The organism is Streptococcus sp. SN3, from assembly GCF_030439905.1.
The window spans coordinates 1-25713 of sequence record NZ_JAQFJF010000005.1 but is presented as its reverse complement, the minus strand read 5'-3'; the positions used below and the strand labels follow the sequence as shown (position 1 = coordinate 25713).

Here is a 25713-nt window from a genome sequence, read left to right as displayed (position 1 = left end):
TTTATTAGGTAATCCCCGTTATACTAGTACTAAATACTGATAGGGAGAGAATATGAGTTTTAGGAAATTTCAGCTATTGATGTCAAAATATGGTTTTAGCATCATTACTATGGTGTTAGAACTGGTGCTTGTTTTTTGGTTTTTCTTTTGGCTCGGTCGATGGACGCCTACTTTATGGATTGCCTTTGTGATTTTGTTCAGTGTGGCAACGATTTTGGCGATTGTCAATCGTTCAATGACGCCAGAAAGCAAAGTAACCTGGCTTTTAGTGGCTTTTATTCCAGTCTTTGGACCGTTGCTTTATCTGATGTTTGGTGAGCGTCGTTTGTCTAGAAGTGAATTGAAACAGTTGAAAAATATGGATCAAATGAAATTTCGTGAGGATAATAGTTATGAGTTGCGTTTAGAGTTGAAAAATACAGATAAGTCAGCTTATGGGATTATCAAATCACTTCTTAGCATGGATCATAATGCGGATGTATATGACGGTACGGAATCACAATTTTTCCCTTTAGGCGAAGAAATGTTTCAAAAAATGCTGGAAGATTTGCGTAAGGCAGAAAAATTTATCTTTTTGGAATATTATATTGTGGAAGAAGGTCTCATGTGGAATAGTATTTTGGATATTCTGCGTGAGAAAGTAACTCAAGGTGTCGAAGTGAAGATGCTCTATGATGATATTGGCTGTATGGCGACTCTTCCTGGCGACTACACCAGTCGATTACAAGCTATAGGGATTGATGCCCATAAATTTAACAAAGTGATTCCGCGAATGACAGTAGCTTATAATAATCGAGATCATCGTAAAATTCTTGTTATTGATGGGCAGATTGGCTATACTGGAGGGGTCAATTTAGCAGATGAATACATTAATCACATTGAGCGTTTTGGTCACTGGAAAGACGGTGGGATTCGTTTAAATGGTCGTGCAGTAAAGGCCTTGACACGTCTTTTTCTTATGAACTGGTATATCAACCGTGGAACCATTAGCGATTTTGATCAATATCATTTGGACAATAAAGCAATAGATGCATCAGGACTTTATATTCCGTATGGAAGCGGACCTAAGCCTATGTACAAAGCTCAAGTGGGTAAAAATGTCTACCAAAATATTATCAGTCAAGCGACAGATTATGTGTATATTGCTACACCGTACTTAATTATTGATTATGACTTGACAGAAGACATTAAAAATGCAGCTATGCGTGGGGTAGATGTGCGGATTGTGACCCCTTCCATTCCAGATAAAAAGCTGATTCAACTCATTACGCGAGGCGCTTATCCAGACTTGATAGCAGCTGGGGTGCAGATTTACGAATATACCCCAGGTTTTATTCACAGTAAGCATGTGGTGGCAGATGATGATTTTGGTGTGGTTGGAACAATCAACTTTGATTATCGAAGTCTGGTTCACCACTATGAAAATGCTATTTTGATGTATAAAACGCCTTCTATGTTTGACTTAAAACAAGATTTTGAAAACCTTTTTGAGAATTCTCAAGAAATTCATGAGGACACTATTAAAAATACCTGGTATCAACGTTTAATCAAAGAGATTGTCGAATTGTTTGCGCCGATGCTATAAAAATTTCTCTTGTATGAGAGGAATTTTTTCTTTTTTACGAATAATTTAGTAAAAAGAAGGCGAAATAATGATACATCTAACACAAGAAGAACAAGAATTTTTGCAAAAGTATACAAACAGAAGTCATCACCGTTTTCGAGATTTGGAATATTATGCCTTGCTTTTGCAAAAGATGAAGATTGTGTCAGAATCAAGCTGACAGATAGAGGAGATTTTGGTATACTAAATAAGACTGATATCAAGGAGAATCTTTATGCACGACACAATGCTTGAACAAGGGCCAATGGTAGAGAGTATTCACGAAGAAAGTGAACAGAAAAAATTTTTTGTAGAACCTACACCGACGCCGTTTGTCGTTTTATTTTTGTGGAGCTTATTATTGAGTGTTTTGAGTGTTGCCAATCCATTTTTGACCAACTTTGCTACTAATCTGCAATCTCAAAATTTATATGCTGGATGGGCAATGGCGCAGGGGCAGGTTATTTATGGAAATATTTATGGAACGAGTGGTTTGCTTTATTATCTAACTAATTGGGTGGGTAGTCTTTTCATGGGCAATATTTTATTTGCAGTAGTGCAGTGCTTTGCCCTATTTGTTGCAGGAATTTTTCTTTTTAAAATTGTTTACCAATTAACAACTGTAAGGAATACCTCTGTGAAGATTCTTTCTTTATTTTATGGCTTAACCTTAGCTTTGGGCTGGGGCGGTTTATATTCTAGTATTTTTGCTTTTCCTTTTGTATTTGGTGCACTGTACTTTCTGATGCGCTATGTTGCAGGAGAAGCTAGTGACAGAGGTTTTATTGGTTTTGGTGCGCTCGGTACATTGATGTTTATGACAGATCCGATGACAAGTCTCGTGTTTTATTTAGTGGCTTTCCTTGTTTTGTCAGCTTATAATATTAGTGTAAAGAAAAAAGTACATGGCCTTTATCAATTTTTAGCAGCACTTGTAGGCTTTTCGTTTCTATTTTATCCTTTGGGCTATTATACGGTTTTAAATGGTAGCTTTGGTCTTGCGATTAGTCAGATTCTTTATCCGTTGGAAAGCTTTCGCTTTGCAGGGCAGCACTTGTTGTATAATGGTTTACTTTATGGTGGGTTAATCATTGGAATTGGTTTAGTGTTTTCTTGGGTGAGAAGTTTTTCATTGCCAGCAAATTCTTTGGAACGTTTCCTGCAGCTATTTAGTTTTTTCGCGTCCTTAATTTTAGTTTTATTTGTTTTCTTTTTGCCAGATCAAGGCGCTTATCAGCTGTTGCCTGTTTTGCCATTCTTCCTGATTCTGCTCAGTATGTGGTTAGGAAAAAGTAAACTTAAAAGAGGTGGACGTCATAGCCGTGTACAAAAATCTACATCTATTTTAGGAACGTATGTTGCAAAAAATGCTTTCTTGCCGCTTTTAGCAGTTGCTTACTTAATTGGTTCTCCGCTTGTTAATCACTATATTTTATCTTCAGGTGAAGCAAGTGAACGTGTTTCTGCGGCAAATTATATCAAAGATAAAGCGAAGAAGACTGATAAAATCTATGCTTGGGATAAAACAGCAGCGCTTTATCAGGCGAGTAGACACTTATCTGCAGTACCAATTTTAACACCTAGCTTGTACCAAGGAACCGATGAAAATAAAATGGCGCTAGCTAGGAGTCTGAAAGAAAATGCACCAACCTATATTTTAGTGAATAATCAAGTGCCTGTTCTTCAAGATGTGCAAAAACAAATTCAGAAAAATTATGAGAAAACTGACCTGGAACTTCATCATTTCAAGCTTTATAAATTAAAATGATTTAATCAATATCTTGTGTTTAAAATAAAATTTTAAGTTTTTTACCACAAGATATTGATTTTTTTTATGAGAGTGATATAATATGATTTATATGAATGGAGGAGCTCATGATAGCATTAAAAGAAGAAACAGTACAAGGTTTTGCTGATATTTATGTTGAAAAACGTGACGGTCGTCGTGTGGCTTTTGACGCAGATAAGATTTATAAAGCGCTTGTCAAAGCTAGTCAAGAAGTAACGACGATGACGCCGTTGTTAGAAGCAAAACTTGAAGGGATTACCAATAAAATTGTAGCAGAGGTGATTGAACGCTTCCCTGCTGGTGTTAAAATTTATGAAATTCAAAATATCGTTGAGCATGAATTGTTGCAAGCCAATGAATATGCTATTGCGGAAAGTTATATTACTTACCGTACCCAACGCGATTTTGCGCGTTCAAAAGCAACAGATATCAACTTCACAATCGGCAAATTGCTGAATAAAGATCAAGCGGTTGTCAATGAAAATGCCAACAAGGACAGTGATGTTTTCAATACTCAACGTGATTTGACAGCGGGGATTGTTGGGAAATCAATTGGTTTGCAAATGCTGCCGCCGCATGTAGCAAACGCCCATCAAAAAGGGGATATTCATTATCATGATTTGGACTATAGCCCATATACGCCGATGACAAACTGCTGCTTGATTGATTTCAAAGGGATGTTGAAAAATGGTTTCAAGATTGGAAATGCAGAGGTGGAAAGTCCAAAGTCGATTCAAACCGCGACTGCGCAAATTTCTCAAATCATTGCCAATGTCGCCTCTAGTCAGTATGGTGGTTGTTCAGCTGATCGAATTGATGAAGTTTTAGCGCCTTATGCTGAAAAGAATTACGAAAAGCATTTGAAGGATGCGCGTGAATGGGTCGTTCCTGAAAAACAGGAAGAGTTTGCTTGGGAAAAGACGAAAAAAGACATTTACGATGCCATGCAGTCTTTGGAATATGAAATCAATACCTTGTTTACGTCAAATGGACAAACCCCATTTACATCGCTTGGTTTTGGTCTTGGCACCAATCGTTTTGAGCGTGAAATTCAAAAAGCCATTCTTCAAATTCGCATTAAAGGTCTGGGGTCTGAACATCGGACAGCTATTTTTCCTAAATTGATTTTCACGTTGAAGCGCGGATTGAACTTAGAACCGGATAGCCCAAACTATGATATTAAACAGCTGGCTTTGGAATGCGCTACGAAACGGATGTACCCAGATGTCTTGTCTTACGACAAAATTGTGGAATTAACAGGTTCTTTTAAAGTTCCAATGGGCTGCCGTTCTTTCTTACAAGGCTGGAAAGATGAAAACGGTCAAGAAGTCAATTCTGGTCGGATGAATCTTGGTGTTGTGACGGTCAATCTTCCACGAATTGCCCTTGAATCTGAAGGCAACATGGAGAAATTCTGGGAAATTTTTAATGAGCGGATGAATATTGCTGAAGATGCGCTCGTCTACCGTGTTGAACGCACCAAAGAAGCGACTCCAGCTAATGCTCCTATTCTTTATCAATATGGTGCTTTTGGAAAACGTCTAGGTAAATATGATAAGGTGGATCAACTCTTTAAGCATCGTAGAGCCACAGTTTCTCTCGGCTATATTGGTCTGTATGAAGTGGCTACAGTCTTTTATGGTGGTGAATGGGAGCACAATCCAGAAGCCAAGAAATTTACAGTCGATATCGTTCGTGAAATGAAACGCCGTGTAGAAGAATGGTCTGACCAATATGACTACCACTTCTCTGTTTATTCTACACCGTCTGAAAGTCTGACAGACCGCTTTTGTCGTCTGGATACAGAAAAATTTGGTCTTGTAAAAGATATTACAGATAAGGAATACTATACGAACAGTTTCCACTATGATGTCCGTAAAAATCCGACACCATTTGAAAAATTAGATTTTGAAAAAGATTATCCAGCGGCCGGGGCTTCAGGAGGCTTTATTCACTACTGTGAATATCCTGTTCTACAACAAAATCCGAAAGCACTCGAATCAGTCTGGGACTATGCTTACGATCGTGTGGGCTATCTTGGAACCAATACTCCGATTGACCATTGTTACAAGTGCGATTTTGAAGGGGATTTCACGCCGACAGAACGTGGATTTACTTGTCCAAACTGCGGCAATAGCGATCCTAAGACAGTTGATGTTGTGAAGCGAACTTGTGGTTATCTTGGAAATCCTCAAGCCCGTCCGATGGTAAATGGACGTCACAAGGAGATTTCAGCTCGTGTTAAACACATGAATGGTTCAACAATCAAGTTCGAAGGACATCATGTAGAAAAGTAGGGACTTTCATGGGAAAATATCAATTAGACGATAAAGGAAAAGCACAAGTCACACGCTATCATGAAAAACACTCCAAGGGTGGAGTAAAGAAACAAGATCGAGTTGCTAAACTGCGAGAACAATTTTTACAAAAAGTAAGTGCGAAACAATAAAAGAAGAAGTGAGATGACATCGGTAAATCTCACTTTCTTTCTATCAGGGAGAAAAAATGGAATTGAGAAGACCGAGGCTAGAAGATAAAAACGCTGTGATGGCTCTCATAATGGAATTTGAAAATTCAAATGCCGCACACGATGGTGGTTTTTGGAACAAGGAGGATTTTGATTATGAAGATTGGATTGCTGGGAACCGAAATGCAGAAATGGGTCTCAATATTCCTGATACTTGGGTGCCAGCTATACAATTTGTCGGGTTTGATGAAGGACAAGCAGTTGGTTTTTTAAATTTGCGCCTGAACCTAAATGAATACTTACTCGAACACGGTGGTCATATAGGCTATAGTGTTCGTCCATCTATGCAAGGGAGAGGCTATGCCACTTCGATGTTGAAAGAAGGACTTCTTGTTGCTGCTTCAAAGAATATTCACCAAGTGCTGGTGACTTGTGCGGTAGATAATCCAGCTAGTCGAGCAGTAATTTTAAAAAATGGCGGAATATTGGAAGATGTACGAGCCGGGAAAGAGCGCTATTGGATAGATTTGGAGTAGAAAAATGACATGGAATACACCGAAGCCAGGTGAGTGGAAAAGTGAAGAGTTAAGCAAGGGGCGTATTATTGACTATAAAGCCTTTAATTTTGTGGATGGTGAAGGGGTGCGTAATTCCCTCTATGTCAGCGGCTGCATGTTTCATTGTGAGGGCTGCTACAATGTAGCGACCTGGTCGTTCAATGCCGGGATTCCTTATACGCAAGAGCTGGAAGAGCAAATCATGAAAGATTTGGCTGAGCCCTATGTTCAAGGACTGACCTTGCTAGGAGGAGAGCCTTTTCTGAATACTGGGATTCTCTTGCCCTTAGTCAAGCGTATTCGACGAGAGTTGCCTGACAAAGATATTTGGTCTTGGACGGGCTATACATGGGAAGAAATGATGCTGGAAACACCAGATAAACTTGAACTTCTTAGTCTCATTGATATTCTGGTAGATGGTCGTTTTGATAAGGCAAAACGAAATCTCATGTTACAATTTCGAGGTTCCTCTAATCAGCGTATTATTGATGTACAAAAGTCTCTCAAAGCTGGAAAAGTGATTATTTGGGATAGATTGAATGATGGCACAGAAAGTTTTGAGCAGGTTAATCGAGATAAAACAGAATAAATTTGAACCAAGGTAGGAATTGATTGTTCCTACTTTTTTGTTGTTTAAAATGTAATGGCGAAAGATTGCATTGAAAACGCATTTATAATTTAAAGTTTTTGTAATTCTTAAAGAATGTTTAACTTTCAGTTATTTTATGCTATAATGGAGTAATAAAATGGATAATTCTACGTAGGGGTTTAAAATGGTCCAAAAAAGATTGCGCTCTTCTAAGAAGAGAGGTTATCGAATCTTAAATATTGCTTTGCTAATCGTTTTTGCATTGCTAACAGCATTATTGGTTTTTTCAATGTTTCGGTATAATATTCTAGCATTTCGGCACTTGAATATTTTACTATCAATCTTGCTAGTAGCCGTAGCACTAGTGACTGGCTTTTTAATTTTTAAAAATAAAGCGCGTGTCACAACGACTATTATTCTCATTTTGGCTATTTTAGTTAGTTCAGGTGCGATGTATGCCATTAAAGAAGTGCTGGATTTGTCTAATGGTCTAAATGCAACATCCAACTATTCTGAATATGAAATGAGTGTGGTGGTACCGGCAAATAGCGACATTAAAGATATTAGCCAAGTGAAAAATGTTCTTGCTCCGACAGCAAATGATGAAAAAAATATCAAGGCATTAACAAACAACTTAGCAAAAACTAAAAAAGTCAATCTAACGGTTGATCAATCTTCTTCTTATCTGGCAGCTTATAATTCTTTGAGGAATGGTGAAGCGAAGGCTATGGTGCTAAATAGTGTTTTTGAAAGTGTTATCGAAAACGAACATCCAGATTATGCTTCAAAAATTAAGAAAATCTATACTTATAAGATTAGTAAGAAAATAGAAAATGCGCAATCACCAGCTACCAACAACGATGTCTTTAACATTTATGTTAGTGGTATTGACACTTATGGTCCCGTTTCGTCTGTATCTCGTTCGGATGTGAATATCATCATGACAGTGAATCGCAAAACAAAAAAAGTGTTATTAACAACAACACCGCGTGATGCTTACGTACCGATTGCTGATGGTGGCAACAATCAAAATGATAAATTGACGCATGCTGGCATTTATGGTGTGGAAGCGTCCATTCATACATTGGAAAATCTCTATGGCATTAAAACCAACTATTACATCCGACTCAATTTCACTTCTTTCCTCAAATTAGTGGATTTGTTAGGTGGTATTGACGTTTATAATGACCAAGAATTTACAAGTTTGCACGGGAATTATCATTTTGGTGTAGGAGATGTTCATCTAAATTCTGAGCAGGCTCTAGGCTTTGTGCGGGAACGGTATTCATTGAGCGGCGGAGATAACGACCGTGGTAAAAATCAAGAAAAAGTAATTGCGGCAATTATTAAAAAGTTGACTTCAACACATGCTTTGAAGAATTACAATGAGATTATTTCAGGTTTACAAAATTCAGTTCAAACCAATATGAGTCTTGAAACGATGATGAATCTCATTAATACACAACTAGAATCTGGCGGTAGTTATACTGTGACTTCTCAAGCTGTTACAGGTGAGGGACGGACAGACCTTCCGTCTTATGCTATGCCAGATGCGAATCTTTACATGATGGAATTAAATCAAGATAGCTTGAATGCAGCCAAAGTGGCAATTCAGAAAGTGATGGAAGGTAAATAAGATTGATTGATATTCATTCGCATATTGTGTTTGATGTAGATGACGGTCCCAAGACACGTCAGGATACGCGAGAGCTTTTGACGGAAAGTTATCGCCAAGGAGTTCGAACGATTATTTCAACTTCTCATCGTAGAAAGGGAATGTTTGAAACTCCTGAAGAAAAAATCGCGGCAAATTTTCATGAGGTTCAGCAAATCGCTAAAGAAGTGGCGGACGACCTCACCATTCTTTATGGTGCCGAAATTTACTATACTAGCGATATTTTAGAAAAATTGGATAAAAAAATTATTCCAACTTTGGGTGGAACGAGTTATGCTCTGATTGAGTTTAGTATGACAACTCCGTACAGAGAAATCCACAGTGCTTTAAATAATGTTCTGCGTTTAGGGATTACACCAGTTGTAGCCCATATTGAGCGTTATCATTGCTTGGAAAACGATGTGAAAAAAGTGCAAGACTTGATCAACATGGGATGTTATATGCAAATCAATAGCTCCAGTGTCCTAAAGCCGAAGTTATTTAGTGGCGATAAGTATAAATTCATGAAGAAACGGGCGCAGTTCTTTATGGAGCAGGATTTAGTGCACTTTGTGGCGAGTGATATGCACAATTTAGGTCCACGACCTCCTTATATGCAGGAAGCCTACCAAATTATCTCTAAAAAGTATGGCAAAGCATATGCTGATGCACTATTTCGCGAAAATCAAGAAATATTATTAAAAGACGAATTAATTTAGGAGAAGAAATGAAAAATCAAGATAATCAGACGGTGGAAATTGATGTTCTATCATTAGTTAAAAGTCTATGGAGACGAAAATTTCTCATCGTTGTGACAGCTTTTGTGATGGCTATCATTACTTTAGGATATAATACCTTTATTATAAAGCCTAATTATACAAGTTCTACAAGGATTTATGTAGTAAATCGACAGCCTAGTGATAATTCCACATTGACAAACCAAGATTTGCAGGCTGGATCGTACTTGGTTAAAGACTATAAGGAAATCATTTTATCGCAGGATGTATTAGCCAAAGTAATCTCTGACTTAAAATTAAATATGCAGCCAAGTGCACTAGCTAAGAAGATTACAGTCACTGTTCCGACCGATACACGTATTGTCTCAATAGCCGTTTCAGATGGTGATGCAAAGGAAGCTGCGCGTGTTGCTAATAGCCTTCGCCAAGTAGCAGCTGAAAAGATTATAGCTGTTACAAAAGTAGCAGACGTGACGACATTAGAAGAAGCAGAAGTACCAAACTCTCCTTCTTCACCGAATATCAAACGCAATACCTTAATTGGTTTCTTAACTGGAGGAGCCTTGATTTCAATGGTTATTATTATCGTTGAAGTGTTGGATGATCGAGTGAAAAAGCCAGAAGATGTGGAAGAAGCGTTAGGAATTACTCTTCTTGGAGTTGTGCCGAATATGGATAAACTAAAATAGGAGGAAATGATGCCAAGATTAGAATTAGCTAAAAATAAAGAGAAAGCTCTCAAAAAGTCAGAAGAATATTACAACGCTTTAAGAACCAACATTCAGCTTAGTGGAGAAAATATTAAAGTTATTGCTGTTACTTCTGTACAGTCTGGTGAAGGGAAGTCAACAACTTCTACTAATCTAGCTATTGCTTTTGCACGATCAGGCTATAACACTTTGCTGATTGATGCAGATATTCGTAATTCAGTCATGTCGGGAGTTTTTAAAACACGTGACAAAATTACAGGTTTGACAGATTATTTAGCTGGTGCAGCTGATTTATCAAACGGTTTATGTGATACAAATGTTGAAAATTTATTTGTGATTGAAGCAGGGCAGATTTCGCCCAACCCAACTGCACTTCTTCAAAGTAAGAACTTTGGGATGATGATTGATATTTTACGAAATCATTATGATTATATTATCATCGATACTCCTCCTATTGGAATTGTGATTGATGCAGCCATCATTGCTCAAAAATGTGATGCTAGTGCGTTAGTGGTTGAATCAGGAAATGTAAAACGTAAAGCTTTACAAAAAGCTAAGGAGCAACTAGAGCAAACAGGCACTCCATTCTTGGGAGTTATTTTAAATAAGTATGATACACAGTTAGAAAAGTACGGTTCTTATGGTAATTATGGAGACTATGGGAACTATGGCAAGAAATAAAGTTCAGTAAATTTAGGAGTAGGGATGTTTGAAAATAGAAAAGAATTTCAAAAAATAGAGATTGTATTGACACAACTACTTTCTGTTGTCACTATTTCTACAATTATGAATTTAGTCTTGAATTCAAAACTAACAAGTAAAGACATCATCATACTAGTATTGCTGCATATCGTTGCTTTTTATATCAGTAATTATGGTTACCACTTTTTCAAACGCGGTTATTTGATTGAGTTTACAGAAACGATAAAATACAGTGCCTTATATACTGTTATGATTACTTTCTTTTCATTTATGTCAAAAGGTAGCTTTTTACTAACTCGGAAAGATCTTATTCTTTTTATTCTTTTAAATGCTGTTTGTATTTATTGTATCAATTTGTTGATTAAACAATATTATCTGCGAGTGCATCCGAAACTAAAAAGTAGTAAGAAAGTACTAGTCATTACTGTTTCAAGCCGCTTGGATAGAATTTTGCAGCAGCTAACGCAAACTTGCTCATTTAATGATTGCATCGCTGCTGTCTCTGTATTTGATAATTCCTATTATCAGCATCCCAACTTTGATGTTGTTCCGCGAGAACGTCTCATTGAATTTGCGACTCGTTCCGTTGTTGATGAAGTTTTTATTAGTTTGCCAAGTGATTACTATTCCATTGAGGATTTGGTTATTCAGTTTGAGAATATGGGAATCACAGTTAATGTGAATATTAACGCCTTAGATTTTCAAATTGGTGAGAAGAGGCTTCAAGAGATTGCTGGTTTTAGCGTAGTCACTTTCTCAACAAATTTCTACAATTATAGTCATATTGTTGCCAAACGAATTTTAGATATTATTGGTTCTTTCTTTGGACTTTTGCTTTGTGGTATTGCAGCGATTTTCTTAGTGCCAATGATTCGTAAAGATGGTGGACCAGCTATTTTTGTTCAGGAACGTGTTGGGAAAAACGGTCGGATCTTTAAATTTTACAAATTCCGCTCTATGTACATAGATGCCGAAGAACGTAAGAAAGAACTGATGGCACATAATACCATGAGTGGTGGGATGTTTAAAATGGATGATGATCCTCGGATTACTCCAATTGGGAAATTCATTCGAAAAACAAGCTTGGATGAATTACCACAATTTTATAATGTTCTTAAAGGAGATATGAGTCTTGTGGGAACGCGCCCACCAACCAAAGATGAATATGAGCACTATACTCCTGAACAAAAACGGCGTTTGAGTTTCAAGCCAGGTATCACTGGTTTGTGGCAAATTAGTGGTCGCAGCAGTATTACTAATTTTGACGAAGTTGTCAAATTAGATGTCGCTTATATTGACGGTTGGACCATTTGGTCAGACATCAAAATCTTACTCAAAACAATTAAAGTTGTGCTAATGAAAGACGGAGCGAAGTAGTCTTACTTCCTCTTCTCTATTTTTGATGAAAGAAAAATGATAAAAACAGTTTATATTATTGGTTCTAAAGGAATTCCAGCTAAATATGGTGGATTTGAAACCTTTGTAGAGAAATTAACAGAATTTCAAAACAGTAAAAATATTCAATATTATGTTGCTTGCATGAGGGAAAATTCAGCAAAGTCTGGCATTACAGAAGATTTTTTTGAGCATAATGGAGCAATTTGTTTCAATATTGATGTTCCAAACATCGGTCCAGCTCGCGCCATTTCTTATGATATTGCTGCTCTAAATAAGGCGATTGAAATAGCAAAAACAAACAGGGACGAAGCACCGATATTTTATATTTTAGCCTGCCGAATTGGTCCGTTTATTTCAAGTATAAAAAGAAAAATCAAAGCTCTTGGAGGAACTCTGATGGTTAATCCGGACGGGCACGAATGGCTACGAGCTAAGTGGAGCTTGCCTGTTCGTAAATATTGGAAATACTCTGAGCGATTGATGGTGAAACATGCAGATCTATTAATTTGTGATAGTAAAAATATTGAAAAATATATTCACAAAGACTATAATCGTTATCAACCCAAGACAACTTATATTGCGTATGGAACGGATATAACCAAATCGCAATTAACGTCTTTAGATGAAAAAGTGCGTTCTTGGTATGATAAAAAAATGTTCGAGAGAATGAATATTATCTTGTAGTTGGACGTTTTGTCCCTGAAAATAATTATGAAGCCATGATTCGTGAATTTATGAAGTCTAATTCTAAAAAAGACTTTGTTCTCATTACAAATGTGGAACAAAATAAGTTTTACGATCAGTTGCTCAAGGATACAGGCTTCGACAAAGACCCGAGAGTCAAATTTGTTGGGACTGTCTATGACCAAGAATTGCTCAAATACATCCGAGAGAATGCTTTTGCTTACTTCCATGGTCATGAAGTAGGTGGGACCAACCCATCGCTTTTAGAAGCCCTTGCCTCAACAAAGCTTAACTTGTTGCTAGATGTTGGCTTTAACCGTGAAGTTGGTGAGGATGGAGCCATTTACTGGAAAAAAGATGAGCTAGCGCATGTAATCGAGGAAGTGGAACGATTTGATGAAGGTGCTATTTCGGAATTAGACGCAAAGTCTAGCCAACGAATTGTGGATGCATTTAAGTGGGAAAAGATTGTGTCAGATTATGAGGAAGTGTTCATTGTATGAAAATTTTGCATTATACTTTAGGTTTTCAACCATCACGTACAGGTGGTCTTGTCAAGTACGCTGAGGATTTGATGACTCAGCAAGCTATAGATGGACATGAAGTAATTGCATTATATCCAGGAGAAATCTCTTTTATATTTAGGCAAGTTAGAATAAAAAAAGCAGAGAATCGAAAATTTCAATGCTATAAAATAATAAATAGCCTGCCCTTGGCTCTATTTGGTGGTGTTTCAGAACCAGATAAATTTATGAAGAGCTGTGATAAAGTTTCTTATAGGAAATTTTTGGAAAGCATTAAGGTGGATGTAATTCATATTCATTCGCTTATAGGATTACATAAGGAATTTCTTGAAGTTGCAAAAGAATTAGGAATTAAAACTGTATTTACAAGCCATGATTATTATGGTTTGGCGCCAGTTCCGCATTTTTATTTTAACGGAGTAGATTACAGTAGCAATAACACTAATTTAGCATGGAATATTATGTCCTCCAATGCTCTCAGTGTAAAGAAACTTCGACTTTTTCAAGTCCCTTTTTACCCAACAATTCGGAAATTGCTGAAAATACTTGGGAAAAATCCAAAATCCAAGAAAAACTTGGTAATTCGTGAGGTCACAGAGGTTATTGATTATAGTGGTATACGCTCTTATTATAAAGCAATGCTTGGATTGATAGATGCTTACCTTTTCAATAGTCAGTTAGCTAAGGAAGTTTATGAAGCTAATCATATAACACCTCAAAATAGTAGCATAGTTTCCATTTCTAACAGCTCAATAAGTAAGCATAATATTCTTTCTAATTCCCGGGAGAAAACAGTGGTAGCTTATATTGGGCCTGATGAGGAATATAAGGGGTATTTTGATTTTCTAAATATAGTTGATGATTTAGATCTGGAAAAGTATGATATTAAAACATATGGGCATTTTCCAAATGAAGATTGCCCATCCTATATCCAACAGAATGGTTATTTTACAAAAGAAACTATCGATAGGATCTACGCTGATATAGATGTTCTTATTGTACCTAGTAAATGGAAAGAAACATTTGGTTTCATCACGATGGAGGCGTTATCTTATGGTGTCAATGTATTTGTTAGTGAAAATGTGGGTTCAAAAGACTTAGTTTCTCAAAATCATATATTTTATGACAAACAAGACCTACTTGATAAATTGAATAGTGTCCAGCGTGAGACAGTTAAACTTAAAACTTTGAAAGATCACGTAATAGAGGTTATAGAATATTATTCAAGAGTTAGAATGTAAGAAACAATGCTAATTAGATGAATTAATATCAGTTGTTTTGCACTTGGTCATTAAGGATAAACAATTGCAATTTGGTAGACATCTATAATACGGCAGGTAGAATTATTTTTTTGGATAGTTATGTTAAGAACTTCTTGGAATTATATAAAATAGATAGAAAAGATTAGTTATGAATAAAATAGATTTTGTTGTTACTTGGGTAGATGGTGGAGATCCTATTTGGCAAACCAAGAAGGCTAAATATTCTGGAGCTGTGGATACTTCTAAAAACAGTATGAACTCGGTCAAAGCTTACCGAGAATGGGGAACCTTTAAATACTGGTTTAGAGGAGTTGAAAAGTTTGCTCCTTGGGTAAACAAGATTTATCTCGTTACGGATCAGCAAAAACCAAGTTGGTTAGATATTGATAATGATAAATTGGTTCTGATAGATCATACAGAGATTATATGCAATGACTACCTACCAGTTTTTTCTTCTAATGCAATTGAAGCAAATCTTCATAAGATTTCTGGTTTAAGTGAGCATTTTGTGGTTTTCAATGACGATATGTATTTAACGGCTCCAGTCGAGCCGACAGACTTTTTCTCAGAGGACGGTTTACCTAAATATAATACGGCTCTTTCACCGATTGTTCCTGAGCGATATGGAACGGGGAATTTTCAGATAAATGACATGGAGATTGTCACTAGCTATTTCAGTCGAAATGAAATTTTGAAGAATGGCCAATTCTTTGATCCTAGGCAGGGATTGAAAAATATTGTTAAGTCACTACTATACAGAAACAGTCAGTTTATCTGTGGTTTCTGGGAGAGTCACTTACCCTATCCCCTATTAAAGTCGACCATGGAATTGGTATGGGAGAAGGAAAAAAAGGTCTTGGAAAGAACATCGGCTAGTCGCTTCAGAAGTCCGTCTGATACCAATGTTTGGCTTTTTAAATATTGGCAAATTGCCAGTGGTCAATACGCGATCGGAAATCCTAAGTTGGGAGGCCTCTTTTCTTTGGACAATGCCGGACCAGAATTTTGGGACTTGTTAAATTCTGGAAAATACAAAATTATGTGTATCAATGATGGGTATGATATTAAGGATGAAGAAAAAGTGATGCAAGAATTTATTGCTGCAATGGATAAATTATTAAATACACAGAGTAGTTTTGAACAAAAAAAGTGATGTGTATAAATTTATGAGGTGGAAGCGTTAATGAATAGACCCAAAGTATTACAAATTGGTAGTGAAAATTTTGGTGCCGGTGGTAGATCTGTGATTGCTTATAATTTAACTTATCCTTTAATAACGGACTATGAGATTGACTTTTTGGCACTTGGAGAATTAAAAAACCCTCAGTTTCACCAAATTATCGAGAAAAATGGAGGGAAAGTTATTCATGTAGAAGATACTAGTAATAAGTTAAGTAAGTTTAGAAAAATATTGAAAATCTTAAAATCAGAAAAGTTTGACATTATCCATATAAATGCTGATGATGCATCGGAAGCACTGGTAAATTTTATTTTGTCGAAATTATCAGGTGCTCGTACTATTGTACACGCTCATTCAACTTCCCCTAATATTGAAGAAGGTTTTGTTAGTCAGCTTAAACGAGTAATAGCTAGAATAGTTATAAATTGCTTTGTAGATGATAGGCTTACTTGTTCGATAGAGGCGGCAGATTACATGTTTGGAAATAAGTCTTCCTCAAAAGCAACTATTATCAAGAATGGAATTGATATTGATAAGTTTTCGTTTAATAAAGTAAATAGAGAACAAGTCCGCAAAGCATTGAACATTTCGGATCGGCAAGTCGTTATTGGAACAATTGGCAGAATTACAACTTCAAAGAATCCATACTTTATTGTTGAACTAATCAAGCAACTTCAGAGGAGTGACGAGAAATATCTTTTTTTGTGGATTGGTGATGGTGAGGAAAGAGGTTCTGTTGAACAATTACTAGCAAATGAGATAGATAATAAACGTGTTTTCATGTTAGGAAATCAGGAGAATCCCTCGCTATATTTACAAGCAATGGATTTGTTTGTTCTTCCCTCTTTATACGAGGGATTTGGAATTGTAAATATTGAAGCTCAAGCTTCAGGCCTGTCATGTATTGTCAGTTCATCTATTCCAGATTTGGCAGTAGTTAATCCTAACTTCTATCGTTTGAATACTACGGACAATCTTTGGAGTTGGGTTGAAAAAATTGAAAAGATGGATTATACTCGTTATTTAAGGGATCCTTATAGGAAGTTGAAAGCAGCGGGATTTGATATTAAGGATAGTGCCAATGTTTTGAGAAACATTTATAACAGTTTATTGTAATTGTCTTTAATGTTATATAATATTTTAGGAGGTTGTTTATGAAAAAAGTAATGTTGGTATTTGGGACACGACCTGAAGGGATAAAAATGTGTCCGCTCGTGAAAGAACTTAAAAAGCATGAACAATTTGAAACGATTGTTTGTGTAACAGGTCAACACAGGGAAATGCTTCAACAGGTATTAGATGTCTTTGGTGTGATTCCTGACTATGATTTAGAAATCATGAAAGAAGAACAGACCTTGTATAGTATAACTACCTCGATCTTGGAAAAAATCAAGCCAGTATTAGAATCTGAGAAGCCAGATGTAGTTTTAGTTCATGGAGATACAACAACAACCTTTGCCACCTCCTTAGCTGCCTTTTATTCTAATATCCCAATTGGACATGTAGAAGCTGGTTTAAGAACTTATAACTTACAGAGCCCATTTCCAGAGGAGTTTAATCGACAGGCCGTTTCTATTGTATCAAACTTTAACTTTGCTCCCACAGAACAAGCAAAACAAAACCTTTTAAGTGAGGGAAAGCCAGAGTCGACCATCTTTGTAACAGGGAATACGGCAATTGATGCTTTGCGTACAACGATTACTGAGTCCTACTACCATCCGATTCTGGATTGGGTAGGAGATAATAGATTAATTTTACTAACGGCTCATAGACGGGAAAACCTCGGAACTCCTATGGAACATATGTTTAAAGCTGTTAAGCGCGTGTTACAAGAACATGAGGATGTAAAAGTTATTTATCCCATTCATAAAAATCCAAAGGTACGTGAAGTAGCTAGAAGGATATTTGGTGATGAGAAACGGATTCGGTTGATTGAACCTTTAGAAGTTATTGATTTTCATAATTTTATGAAGCGGTCTTATATGATTTTAACAGATTCTGGTGGGGTTCAAGAAGAAGCACCTTCTCTCGGTAAACCAGTTCTTGTTATGCGTGATACGACAGAGCGTCCAGAAGGTGTGGAGGCAGGGACTCTGAAACTTGTTGGGACAGAAGAAGAAACGATTTATGAAGAATTTTCAAGTCTATTGTCGGATGAAAATCGTTATAAGCAAATGAGTGAAGCAAGTAATCCATATGGTGATGGTTTTGCAAGTGAGAGAATTGCTAAAATATTGTTGAAAGAAAAGGAAGATTAATGAGAGAGCATAAGAAAATAACAATCGTCCATATCGGAGATTTTTTAATGTATCCACCAGTAATTAGTCTAATTCAGAACTTAATGCACAATGGAATTAAAATGGATGTTATTAGCACAATTGATGTTGATAGAATCCCTGAATGGATGAAAGAGAGTAAATATTTCAACTATCAAAAAGTACCTTTTAATACTAGTTCAAGGTTAAAAAGCAGAATAATTCAAGCTTTTTTTGATATAAAACAAATTCGGCAGACTGTAAAAGACTCTATGTTAACTTCTGATTTGCTATGGACAACAACAGATATTTCGGTAAAAGTTTTAGGTGACCTTGTATTGGACTATAAACACGTGATGCAACTAATGGAGCTAATCCAGCGTTTTCCGCATTTTACTAAAATGAAAATACTAGATCATCGGTTGCCTGAATATGCACAAAAAGCCTATAAGGTTGTGGTTCCTGATTTAGATCGTGCCTATATTCAACAGGCTTGGTGGACTTTACCAGAAGTTCCTACGATTTTACCTAACAAGCCTTATTCATTAAATAGTGGGGAGTTGCCTGCAGAAACATTAGTAGCTTTGAAAAAATTAGAAAAAGAAACCCGAAAAATCCTTTTATATTCGGGAGTCATTATGCCGGAAAGAAATATTGAAGATTTTGCGAAAGCGCTTGAGGGTTCAGAAGATTTTGTACTATATATAATTGGTAGAAGTCCAAGTGGGGTAGGCTATATTGAGAAATTATTACAACAATATCCCAATATTGAGTACCTTGGTTATCATACTGCTCCTGCTCATCTTGAACTTATTAAGTATGCATATATTGGTTTAACACCTTATGTCCCAACTCAGTCTAAATTACATCCAGTTCTTAATGCCCTTTATTGTGCACCAAATAAAATTTATGAATATAGTGCTTTCGGAGTCCCAATGATTGGGACAAATGTATTGGGGTTATTGCGCCCATTTGAACGATACAATATTGGTAGGTGTGCAAAAGATATGACACCAGAATCTGTTTTAGAATGTGTTGAGTATGTTGACGAACATCATGATGAAATGAGTAAAAATTGCTTGAAGTTCTTTGAGAAAGATAATCTGGATAAAATTGTTCAAGATATTATAGAGGGGTAGGGATTTATCAATGGTCAAACTATCATCTTTATATAAGGCAATTGTTGTAATCTTTGTAGCCTTTATGGTAGGAGTCCCTCTGCTTTTTCCTATTGAGATAATTGGGAGCTCTGCTCAAAGAATCATTATCATACTAGTTTCGATTTTACTTTGCATTCCTATACTATCGGATAAAAATACTGAATTGAAAAGAGAATTCAAGTTTTTAAATCAATATTTTTTCCTATATATTTTGGTAATTATTATTATGGTGTACTTTTCCCGCATGACTTATGGTTATTCGTGGGATCAACTGGTTAAAGGTATTTTACTAGAGTACTTGTTGCCTATAGCAGCTTTTCCAATTATATTTATTTTCCATACTGATAATTCAATAAAGGGATTCTTATCACTTATTTCAAAGATTGTTTTGTTTATGTTGTTCATAAGAATGTTTAGTTGGGTGATGTATAACTTTAGAGGACAGATTTATTTTTCAAGATTGTTATTCCAGTATGAAGAATGGATTAGAGATGGTTTTCAGAGAATAGAATCCGGTATGCTTTATGGGATAACTTTAGTCTTTGTTGCAGTTCAATCTTTAAATAACAGAATGAAGGGATTGATTTATAAATGCCTCTTAGCTTTCATGATTTTATTTCTACTAGTTGTTACGCGTGTTCGCTTTCAGACTTTTATTTCTGTTTTAACAGTCGGTGCGATATACAGTTTTTATAAAACTAAGACAAAAGGCGGTTTTTTGTTAAAAACACTCTTGTTTATATGCCTGTTTGGAATGTTGATATTTAATTCTCAATTATTAGAAGCCTTTGTAGATAAAATCTTAACTAGTGGTCAATATGGAGCATCAACAGCGGTTAGATTTCAAGGAGCGGATCATTATTTATCCGTTATGGCTCAAAAAAATGCCTATTTTGGTTTAGGATTTTTACTTAAAGGAAACTATGCGGTAAACACTTTGATGGCTAGAAATCAGTGGAGTATTTATTATCTTGATGACTTAGGTATGCTAGGAACCTTTGTGCAGATTGGGCTATTTACTATAGTGACACATATTTTTCTATTTATAAAGGCTGTTCAAGTTACAATAAAGTGTTTCAAACAAGAAAATAAAGACTATCTGTTGTATTCTCTTGGTTTAACAATCTACTTAATTGGCTCATGTTTGTTGTTGAATATTTTTGATAAGCAAAGAATTTTTGATGTACCGGTTTATTTAGCGATTTATAGTTTTTTAGATGCTAGAGTTTCAGGTATATTTTCTAATAAAAAACACAAAGTTGGAATGAAAGGACCTTATGGGGGAGAAGTTTAAAGTAAAGTCGGTAAGACATAATTTCTTAATGAATATCATTCTCAAAATGTCGGGAGTCATTTTTCCTTTAATTACGTTTCCGTATGTTTCTAGAGTATTGCTTAGTGCTGCAAATGGGAAAATTGCTTTTGCAAGTTCAGTCGTAGGATATTTTTCATTAGTTGCTTCAATGGGAATTCCATCTTATGGTATTCGCAAATGTGCTGAGGTTAGGGATGATAGAGCAAGATTGTCAAAGGTGGTCACAGAATTATTGATTATCAATTCAATCTGTACTTTGTTGTCTTATTTAGTGTTTATTGCTTTAGTGATAACTATTCCACGTTTCTCAAGTGAAACGTTGTTGTTTTCTATTACATCGTTAACAATTCTGTTTAATATGCTAGGGGTGGAATGGTTTTATCAAGCAATTGAGCAGTATCAGTACATTACAATCAGAAATATTTCATTTAAAATCATTTCGATTATTTTAATGTTTGTGTTTGTTCATAAGCCATCTGATTATATTTTATATGCAGGAATAAATGTTTTTGCTTCAGTTGGTTCAAATATTTTAAATGCATTGAAATTATCAAAGTATGTTGATTTGGGCTTTAAAAGAAATCAAAAGTATGAGTTATTCATTCATTTAGCGCCGATTGTAACACTCTTTTTATACAATGCTACGACTGTTATTTTTACTAGCCTTGATCAGGTTATGCTAGGTTTCATTAAGGCGAATGAAAGTGTTGGTTATTATGCGGCAGCTATTAAAATACAGAATATTTTAGTCAGTTTAATTACTGCCTTAGGTGCTGTCATGTTGCCTAAAATTTCATATGCTTTGAAGAATGAGGGACGTGAGCATTTTGAGAATATGATTAGAAAATCTTTTGAATTTATTATCATTTCTGCAATACCAATGTGTTTTTTAGTTATCATTCTGTCGAAAGAAATCATTTTAGTGTTAGCAGGAAAAGATTATTTTCCTGCGATACCAATGTTACAGTTTTTAATGCCATCATTAATTTTTATAGGACTAAGCAGTGTAACGGCGTGGCAATTATTGATCCCTCTTGGGAAAGAGAAATACACTGTTATTGGTGCGCTTGCAGGGGTTATTGTTAATTTAGGATTAAATTCTTTAATGATTCCTGCTTGGGGAGGAGTTGGTGCGGCCATTGCCTCGACATTAGCAGAATTGGCTGTTTTATCTGTTCATTTAAAAGCATTAAAAGAGATTGTCAGTCGAACTTTTGAGAAGAGAGAATTACTCATTGCAATATTATCTACCTTTATCACGTCAGGAGTAGTGTTAGTGGTAAAGTATAATATTTTAGTCAAGGCAGCTTTCTTTGCGTGTGTAGTGTATGGCAGCGTGTTTGTGGGAGTGTATGGAGTGTCACTTCTTTTATTCAAAGAAAAGTTGGCAAATGAAACATTAGAGCGTTTAAAAGCGATGGTTATAAGAAGGTGAGAATAGATGATAGACACTTGTTCATGTATGATTTTAAATTACAATGATGCAAAGATTGTGAAAAAATTAGTAACAGAGATCGAAAATTATCCTGTATTTAATCATATTGTTGTAGTGGATAATTGCTCGACAGACGATTCTTATGCGGATTTACAGTCTTTAGTTTCTGAAAAAGTTACAGTCATAAAAACTGATAAAAATGGTGGCTATGGTTATGGAAATAATTTTGGAACGAGATATATAAAAGAACATTTTAATTCTAAATATGTTCTTTTATCTAATCCAGATGTTGTATTTTCTAATGATCTTATTCAAAGATTTGTTCGGACGATGGAGCAACAACCTCAGTTAGCTTTGATTTCTGCCATTCAACACGATATTAACAATCAGCCAATTCACGATTTGTCTTGGAAAGTTCCAACTTCATTTGAATATGCCATTTTAAATTCAGGTAAGCTTGCTCGTTTTTTTCCAACAAATGATGTATTGGATTTTAGTAAATCTGAGCAGTATGTTGATTGTGTTCCAGGTGCTTTGTTACTTTATGATGCAGATAAATTTCTAGAAGTAGATGGTTATGATGAGGAAATGTTTTTGTTTGGAGAAGAAACTACTCTTGGATTTAAATTTAAAGAAAAAGGGTACAAATCATTGTTAATTCTGGATGATTACTATAAGCATGAGCATTCTGTTAGTATCAATAAATCGATTAGTCAAAAAAGTAAGCAACTTGAGATTTTATATCATAGTAGATTATTGTTTATGAAAAAGTATTTAAAGTCAAGTAGCTTAATGCTGGCTCTTGCACGATTTTTTCAAAAGAGAACTTTAAGAAAATTACATTAAAATAAAAGCAGGAAGACAAATGCAGGAACAATTTACATTAACTAAGGTTCAAGAATTAGAATTTGGTATCTTACAGTTTATTAAAAAAGTGTGTGATGAGAATCAAATTCGTTATTATCTAGCGTATGGTACATTAATTGGTGCAGTACGACACAAGGGGTTTATTCCTTGGGATGATGACATTGATATTATGATGCCTAGGAAAGATTATAAAAAATTATTAGCAATTTTAAATGAACAACAACACCCCTATTATAAACTCATATCTGCTGATACAGATAAACGGTTTCAAGTGCCACTTCCTAAGATTGTTGATACACGGACACTTCTCGTTCAAGATTATGATATTATTGAACCAGTTCCGTTAGGTGTTTATGTTGATATCTTTTTGATGGATGGTGCTGGAGATGATTATCATATTGCAGTGCAACATTATGATGAAGCCTTTAAGCTTTATAGATATTGGAAAAAATCTCGCTTGAAATTAGCCCCTTCTTCGATGTCTAAACTAAAGGGATTGTTAAGATGGTTGAAAAATCTTCCTTTTAAAATGAGGGGGAGTAGGCATTATATTCAAAAATTGACAGAGCATAATAGTCAATATGATTTTGACAAAAGTCTTTATATTGCTACTTATGAAACTGGAACTTCTGATGCTAAAAAATGTATTTTTCGATATGATAAATTTGGTGTAGGTCACTTTCTTGAATTTAATGGTGAACTATTTCAAGTTCCTCAAGATTATGATAATATCTTAAAATCAGAATATGGAAATTATATGATATTGCCTCCTAAAGAAAAACAAGTCTCTCATCATTCTTATAATTTACAGTGGAATTTAAAGAAGATGTGATAGTTAATTTTTACTCATTCACATTTATATATTAAAATTAAAAACAACTGAGGAGATGAGGTGCTATCCTCCTTTCAAACCATGGATAAATGAATGCCCTTTTGCCTAAGAACATTATGATAAAACTGTCTGTGGGATTGCCAATTTTGGTTACTCTGAGGCATACAGATGATAGGCAAGAATTTCACTGTTAAAGCTATCCAAGATTGGTGAGAAATATAACTTTTGATGACTTGCTGAAGTGGAGAACTCAGTGACATCTGTATAATATTGCTCGTAGGAGCTTGAAGCTTTCAATTAGATTATCAGCTTTCTTTCCGATCTCACCTTGGTAAGAAGAGCATTTTCGCTTACCAATGAATGTGCGTTTTAATTTTTTGATTCTTATCTTCCACATGTGATTGTTATCAGGTGATAATAGTAAGTCAAACAAGTAAATTTAGTGATGCTAAGAAGTATATTTAAGCTCTATAATCTCTATAGTGGTTAGATCCACTGTAGAGATTATAGAGCTTTTTGAGTGCACATAAAAAGTCTCATAAGAATTATAATGAAAGCACCACACAATACGCTAGAAAGCTGCTCGTGAAACTTATTAAGAATACCACAGAATTAATCGGAATTAAAGACTCTAATATGACTATTTCATTCGTTTTTGAAAAAAATACTCACATTGAGATTCAAGAAAAACTGGATTATCCAGCATCTAGGTCGGACATTCTTGAAGACATGCATTGCCATCATGAATCAGTATGACAAAAAATCATTGTCTTATCGATCCCTAAAGAATTACTAGCGACTCTTTCAAAAGGACAGTCGAAAACTATCACACAATACCTTCTATTCAGGGACTTCCCGTCAAACCTTGTCGCCATACGAATTTATTAAGAAAACACTAGGATTCTCAAACGAGATCACCAATTACTATAATCTCTATCAATTTTTGCTTTTTCACTTTTAAGAGAAGAGGGTGGCTGAGTTTTTTGAGCTAATTCATAACAACTTAGCTGTCATCAATTCTTATTTTCAGATTGTTTTTAAAACTTTTCTTAAGCATAAACAATACATCACAAGCGCACTAGAATCAGATTATTTGAACTCCAAACTTGAAGTTACAAACAAGCTTATTAAAGATATCAAGTGTTAGGGGTTCGGCTTTAGAAATTTTTTAAACTTTAAGAAGCCTGTTTTCATCATGCTAAACATTAAAAAAGAAAAGACCAATATGGTCCTTTCTCGATGTTAGCTTTTCCTCACCCACCACAGTTGATAAAGAGCCTAAAGCTAACGACTTGGGGGTTATGATTTAAAGCGAATTTATGATTCAATTAAGACTTTTTAGAATAATTAGGAACCCATTTACCGTCAGCTCCTACATAGTATTTTCCGTTGTCAACCCAAGAGTTTCTCGCCATTTTTCCATCTTGCCCGACCCAATAGGTATTGTCAATCCATTGGTTTTTCGCTAGAGTGCCATCAGCTTTGTAGTAGAACCAATCGCCTTTGGCATCTTTATGCCAGCCAGGTTTATGAGCGTCTTTCACCCATTTACCATCAGCTCCTACATAGTATTTTCCGTTGTCAACCCAAGAGTTTCTCGCCATTTTTCCATCTTGACCAACCCAATAGGTATTGTTAATCCATTGGTTTTTCGCTAGAGAGCCATCTGCTTTGTAGTAGAACCAATCGCCTTTGGCATCTTTATGCCAGCCAGGTTTATGAGCGTCTTTCACCCATTTACCATCAGCTCCTACATAGTATTTTCCATTGTCAACCCAAGAGTTTCTCGCCATTTTTCCATCTTGCCCGACCCAATAGGTATTGTCAATCCATTGGTTTTTCGCTAGAGAGCCATCTGCTTTGTAATAGAACCAATCGCCTTTGGCATCTTTATGCCAGCCAGGTTTATGAGCGTCTTTCACCCATTTACCATCAGCTCCTACATAGTATTTTCCATTGTCAACCCAAGAGTTTCTCGCCATTTTTCCATCTT

21 protein-coding genes and 4 pseudogenes are annotated in these 25713 nt (G+C 35.6%); 23 read left to right on the top strand and 2 right to left on the bottom strand.

The window, feature by feature from the left end; all coding sequences use genetic code 11:
* The first annotated feature begins 52 nt into the window (after positions 1-52).
* The 22 genes and pseudogenes from cls (at position 53) to PCY71_RS10075 (ending at position 23720) form a co-directional block, all read left to right on the top strand.
* Positions 53-1585, top strand: coding sequence for a cardiolipin synthase (gene cls / locus PCY71_RS10180; RefSeq protein ID WP_003071454.1), 1533 nt, complete (start codon positions 53-55; stop codon positions 1583-1585).
* Positions 1586-1652: 67 nt separating this feature from the next.
* Positions 1653-1784, top strand: coding sequence for a hypothetical protein (locus tag PCY71_RS10175; RefSeq protein WP_003071451.1), 132 nt, complete (start codon positions 1653-1655; stop codon positions 1782-1784).
* Positions 1785-1838: 54 nt separating this feature from the next.
* The gene (locus tag PCY71_RS10170; protein ID WP_247950447.1) at positions 1839-3371 is read left to right on the top strand and encodes a heme transporter CcmD; all 1533 of its coding nucleotides are present in this window, start codon (positions 1839-1841) and stop codon (positions 3369-3371) included.
* Between the two features lie 107 nt (positions 3372-3478).
* Positions 3479-5689 (top strand): anaerobic ribonucleoside-triphosphate reductase, encoded by a 2211-nt coding sequence (gene nrdD, locus PCY71_RS10165; RefSeq protein ID WP_003071444.1) that lies wholly within the window; start codon positions 3479-3481, stop codon positions 5687-5689.
* Between the two features lie 8 nt (positions 5690-5697).
* Positions 5698-5841, top strand: coding sequence for a hypothetical protein (locus PCY71_RS10160; protein WP_003071441.1), 144 nt, complete (start codon positions 5698-5700; stop codon positions 5839-5841).
* A 56-nt stretch (positions 5842-5897) separates the two neighbouring features.
* Positions 5898-6395, top strand: coding sequence for a GNAT family N-acetyltransferase (locus tag PCY71_RS10155; protein ID WP_003071437.1), 498 nt, complete (start codon positions 5898-5900; stop codon positions 6393-6395).
* A 4-nt stretch (positions 6396-6399) separates the two neighbouring features.
* Entirely contained in the window at positions 6400-7005 is a 606-nt protein-coding gene (nrdG, locus tag PCY71_RS10150) for an anaerobic ribonucleoside-triphosphate reductase activating protein (RefSeq protein ID WP_003038320.1), read from the top strand.
* A gap of 184 nt (positions 7006-7189) precedes the next feature.
* Positions 7190-8641, top strand: a complete 1452-nt coding sequence (locus PCY71_RS10145; protein ID WP_247950444.1) for an LCP family protein — start codon at positions 7190-7192, stop codon at positions 8639-8641.
* A gap of 2 nt (positions 8642-8643) precedes the next feature.
* Positions 8644-9378, top strand: coding sequence for a capsular polysaccharide biosynthesis protein Cps4B (gene cps4B, locus PCY71_RS10140; protein WP_003071431.1), 735 nt, complete (start codon positions 8644-8646; stop codon positions 9376-9378).
* 8 nt (positions 9379-9386) lie between these two features.
* Complete coding sequence (locus tag PCY71_RS10135) at positions 9387-10085, top strand: Wzz/FepE/Etk N-terminal domain-containing protein (protein WP_003071428.1); 699 nt, start codon at positions 9387-9389, stop codon at positions 10083-10085.
* Positions 10086-10094: 9 nt separating this feature from the next.
* A complete protein-coding gene (locus PCY71_RS10130) occupies positions 10095-10787 on the top strand; it encodes a tyrosine-protein kinase (RefSeq protein ID WP_037598432.1) in 693 nt (230 codons plus the stop codon).
* Between the two features lie 24 nt (positions 10788-10811).
* Positions 10812-12185 (top strand): sugar transferase, encoded by a 1374-nt coding sequence (locus PCY71_RS10125; protein ID WP_301412548.1) that lies wholly within the window; start codon positions 10812-10814, stop codon positions 12183-12185.
* A gap of 36 nt (positions 12186-12221) precedes the next feature.
* Positions 12222-13393, top strand: a pseudogene (gene cps2T / locus PCY71_RS10120) (beta 1-4 rhamnosyltransferase Cps2T).
* Positions 13390-14655, top strand: a complete 1266-nt coding sequence (locus PCY71_RS10115; protein WP_003071418.1) for a glycosyltransferase — start codon at positions 13390-13392, stop codon at positions 14653-14655. The pseudogene cps2T and the gene PCY71_RS10115 overlap by 4 nt, the downstream one beginning before the upstream one ends.
* Before the next feature lie 169 nt (positions 14656-14824).
* Positions 14825-15829 (top strand): Stealth CR1 domain-containing protein, encoded by a 1005-nt coding sequence (locus PCY71_RS10110; RefSeq protein ID WP_003071416.1) that lies wholly within the window; start codon positions 14825-14827, stop codon positions 15827-15829.
* A gap of 30 nt (positions 15830-15859) precedes the next feature.
* Positions 15860-16972 (top strand): glycosyltransferase, encoded by a 1113-nt coding sequence (locus PCY71_RS10105; RefSeq protein WP_003071415.1) that lies wholly within the window; start codon positions 15860-15862, stop codon positions 16970-16972.
* A gap of 38 nt (positions 16973-17010) precedes the next feature.
* Positions 17011-18114, top strand: a complete 1104-nt coding sequence (gene wecB, locus PCY71_RS10100; protein ID WP_003071412.1) for a non-hydrolyzing UDP-N-acetylglucosamine 2-epimerase — start codon at positions 17011-17013, stop codon at positions 18112-18114.
* Positions 18114-19250, top strand: coding sequence for a glycosyltransferase (locus tag PCY71_RS10095; protein ID WP_003071409.1), 1137 nt, complete (start codon positions 18114-18116; stop codon positions 19248-19250). Before wecB ends, PCY71_RS10095 begins: the two co-directional genes overlap by 1 nt.
* 10 nt (positions 19251-19260) lie before the next feature.
* Positions 19261-20565, top strand: coding sequence for a hypothetical protein (locus tag PCY71_RS10090; RefSeq protein ID WP_003071407.1), 1305 nt, complete (start codon positions 19261-19263; stop codon positions 20563-20565).
* Complete coding sequence (locus PCY71_RS10085) at positions 20549-22021, top strand: flippase (RefSeq protein WP_003071404.1); 1473 nt, start codon at positions 20549-20551, stop codon at positions 22019-22021. The genes PCY71_RS10090 and PCY71_RS10085 overlap by 17 nt, the downstream gene beginning before the upstream one ends.
* Before the next feature lie 6 nt (positions 22022-22027).
* Positions 22028-22867, top strand: coding sequence for a glycosyltransferase (locus PCY71_RS10080; RefSeq protein WP_003071401.1), 840 nt, complete (start codon positions 22028-22030; stop codon positions 22865-22867).
* 19 nt (positions 22868-22886) lie between these two features.
* Positions 22887-23720, top strand: coding sequence for a phosphorylcholine transferase LicD (locus tag PCY71_RS10075; protein WP_003071398.1), 834 nt, complete (start codon positions 22887-22889; stop codon positions 23718-23720).
* 165 nt (positions 23721-23885) lie between these two features.
* Here PCY71_RS10075 and PCY71_RS10070 read toward each other — a convergent pair.
* Positions 23886-24072, bottom strand: a pseudogene (locus tag PCY71_RS10070) (IS3 family transposase); the annotation flags it as partial.
* 342 nt (positions 24073-24414) lie between these two features.
* On the opposite strand from PCY71_RS10070, the pseudogene PCY71_RS10065 reads away from it, so the two are divergent.
* Positions 24415-24966 (top strand): annotated as a pseudogene (locus PCY71_RS10065) (transposase); the annotation flags it as partial.
* 82 nt (positions 24967-25048) lie between these two features.
* On the opposite strand, the pseudogene PCY71_RS10060 reads toward PCY71_RS10065, so the two are convergent.
* Positions 25049-25713: pseudogene (locus tag PCY71_RS10060) on the bottom strand (hypothetical protein); the annotation flags it as partial.

Bases quoted from the DNA above. Each gene is read 5' to 3' on its own strand.
- PCY71_RS10095 (WP_003071409.1), top strand. From the start codon at position 18,114: ATGAGAGAGCATAAGAAAATAACAATCGTCCATATCGGAGATTTTTTA.
- PCY71_RS10130 (WP_037598432.1), top strand. From the start codon at position 10,095: ATGCCAAGATTAGAATTAGCTAAAAATAAAGAGAAAGCTCTCAAAAAG.
- nrdD (WP_003071444.1), top strand. From the start codon at position 3,479: ATGATAGCATTAAAAGAAGAAACAGTACAAGGTTTTGCTGATATTTAT.
- cls (WP_003071454.1), top strand. From the start codon at position 53: ATGAGTTTTAGGAAATTTCAGCTATTGATGTCAAAATATGGTTTTAGC.
- PCY71_RS10085 (WP_003071404.1), top strand. From the start codon at position 20,549: ATGGGGGAGAAGTTTAAAGTAAAGTCGGTAAGACATAATTTCTTAATG.
- PCY71_RS10075 (WP_003071398.1), top strand. From the start codon at position 22,887: ATGCAGGAACAATTTACATTAACTAAGGTTCAAGAATTAGAATTTGGT.
- PCY71_RS10110 (WP_003071416.1), top strand. From the start codon at position 14,825: ATGAATAAAATAGATTTTGTTGTTACTTGGGTAGATGGTGGAGATCCT.
- PCY71_RS10145 (WP_247950444.1), top strand. From the start codon at position 7,190: ATGGTCCAAAAAAGATTGCGCTCTTCTAAGAAGAGAGGTTATCGAATC.
- PCY71_RS10080 (WP_003071401.1), top strand. From the start codon at position 22,028: ATGATAGACACTTGTTCATGTATGATTTTAAATTACAATGATGCAAAG.
- PCY71_RS10090 (WP_003071407.1), top strand. From the start codon at position 19,261: ATGGTCAAACTATCATCTTTATATAAGGCAATTGTTGTAATCTTTGTA.
- PCY71_RS10105 (WP_003071415.1), top strand. From the start codon at position 15,860: ATGAATAGACCCAAAGTATTACAAATTGGTAGTGAAAATTTTGGTGCC.
- PCY71_RS10115 (WP_003071418.1), top strand. From the start codon at position 13,390: ATGAAAATTTTGCATTATACTTTAGGTTTTCAACCATCACGTACAGGT.
- nrdG (WP_003038320.1), top strand. From the start codon at position 6,400: ATGACATGGAATACACCGAAGCCAGGTGAGTGGAAAAGTGAAGAGTTA.
- PCY71_RS10135 (WP_003071428.1), top strand. From the start codon at position 9,387: ATGAAAAATCAAGATAATCAGACGGTGGAAATTGATGTTCTATCATTA.
- PCY71_RS10175 (WP_003071451.1), top strand. From the start codon at position 1,653: ATGATACATCTAACACAAGAAGAACAAGAATTTTTGCAAAAGTATACA.
- PCY71_RS10155 (WP_003071437.1), top strand. From the start codon at position 5,898: ATGGAATTGAGAAGACCGAGGCTAGAAGATAAAAACGCTGTGATGGCT.
- PCY71_RS10160 (WP_003071441.1), top strand. From the start codon at position 5,698: ATGGGAAAATATCAATTAGACGATAAAGGAAAAGCACAAGTCACACGC.
- PCY71_RS10170 (WP_247950447.1), top strand. From the start codon at position 1,839: ATGCACGACACAATGCTTGAACAAGGGCCAATGGTAGAGAGTATTCAC.
- PCY71_RS10125 (WP_301412548.1), top strand. From the start codon at position 10,812: ATGTTTGAAAATAGAAAAGAATTTCAAAAAATAGAGATTGTATTGACA.
- wecB (WP_003071412.1), top strand. From the start codon at position 17,011: ATGAAAAAAGTAATGTTGGTATTTGGGACACGACCTGAAGGGATAAAA.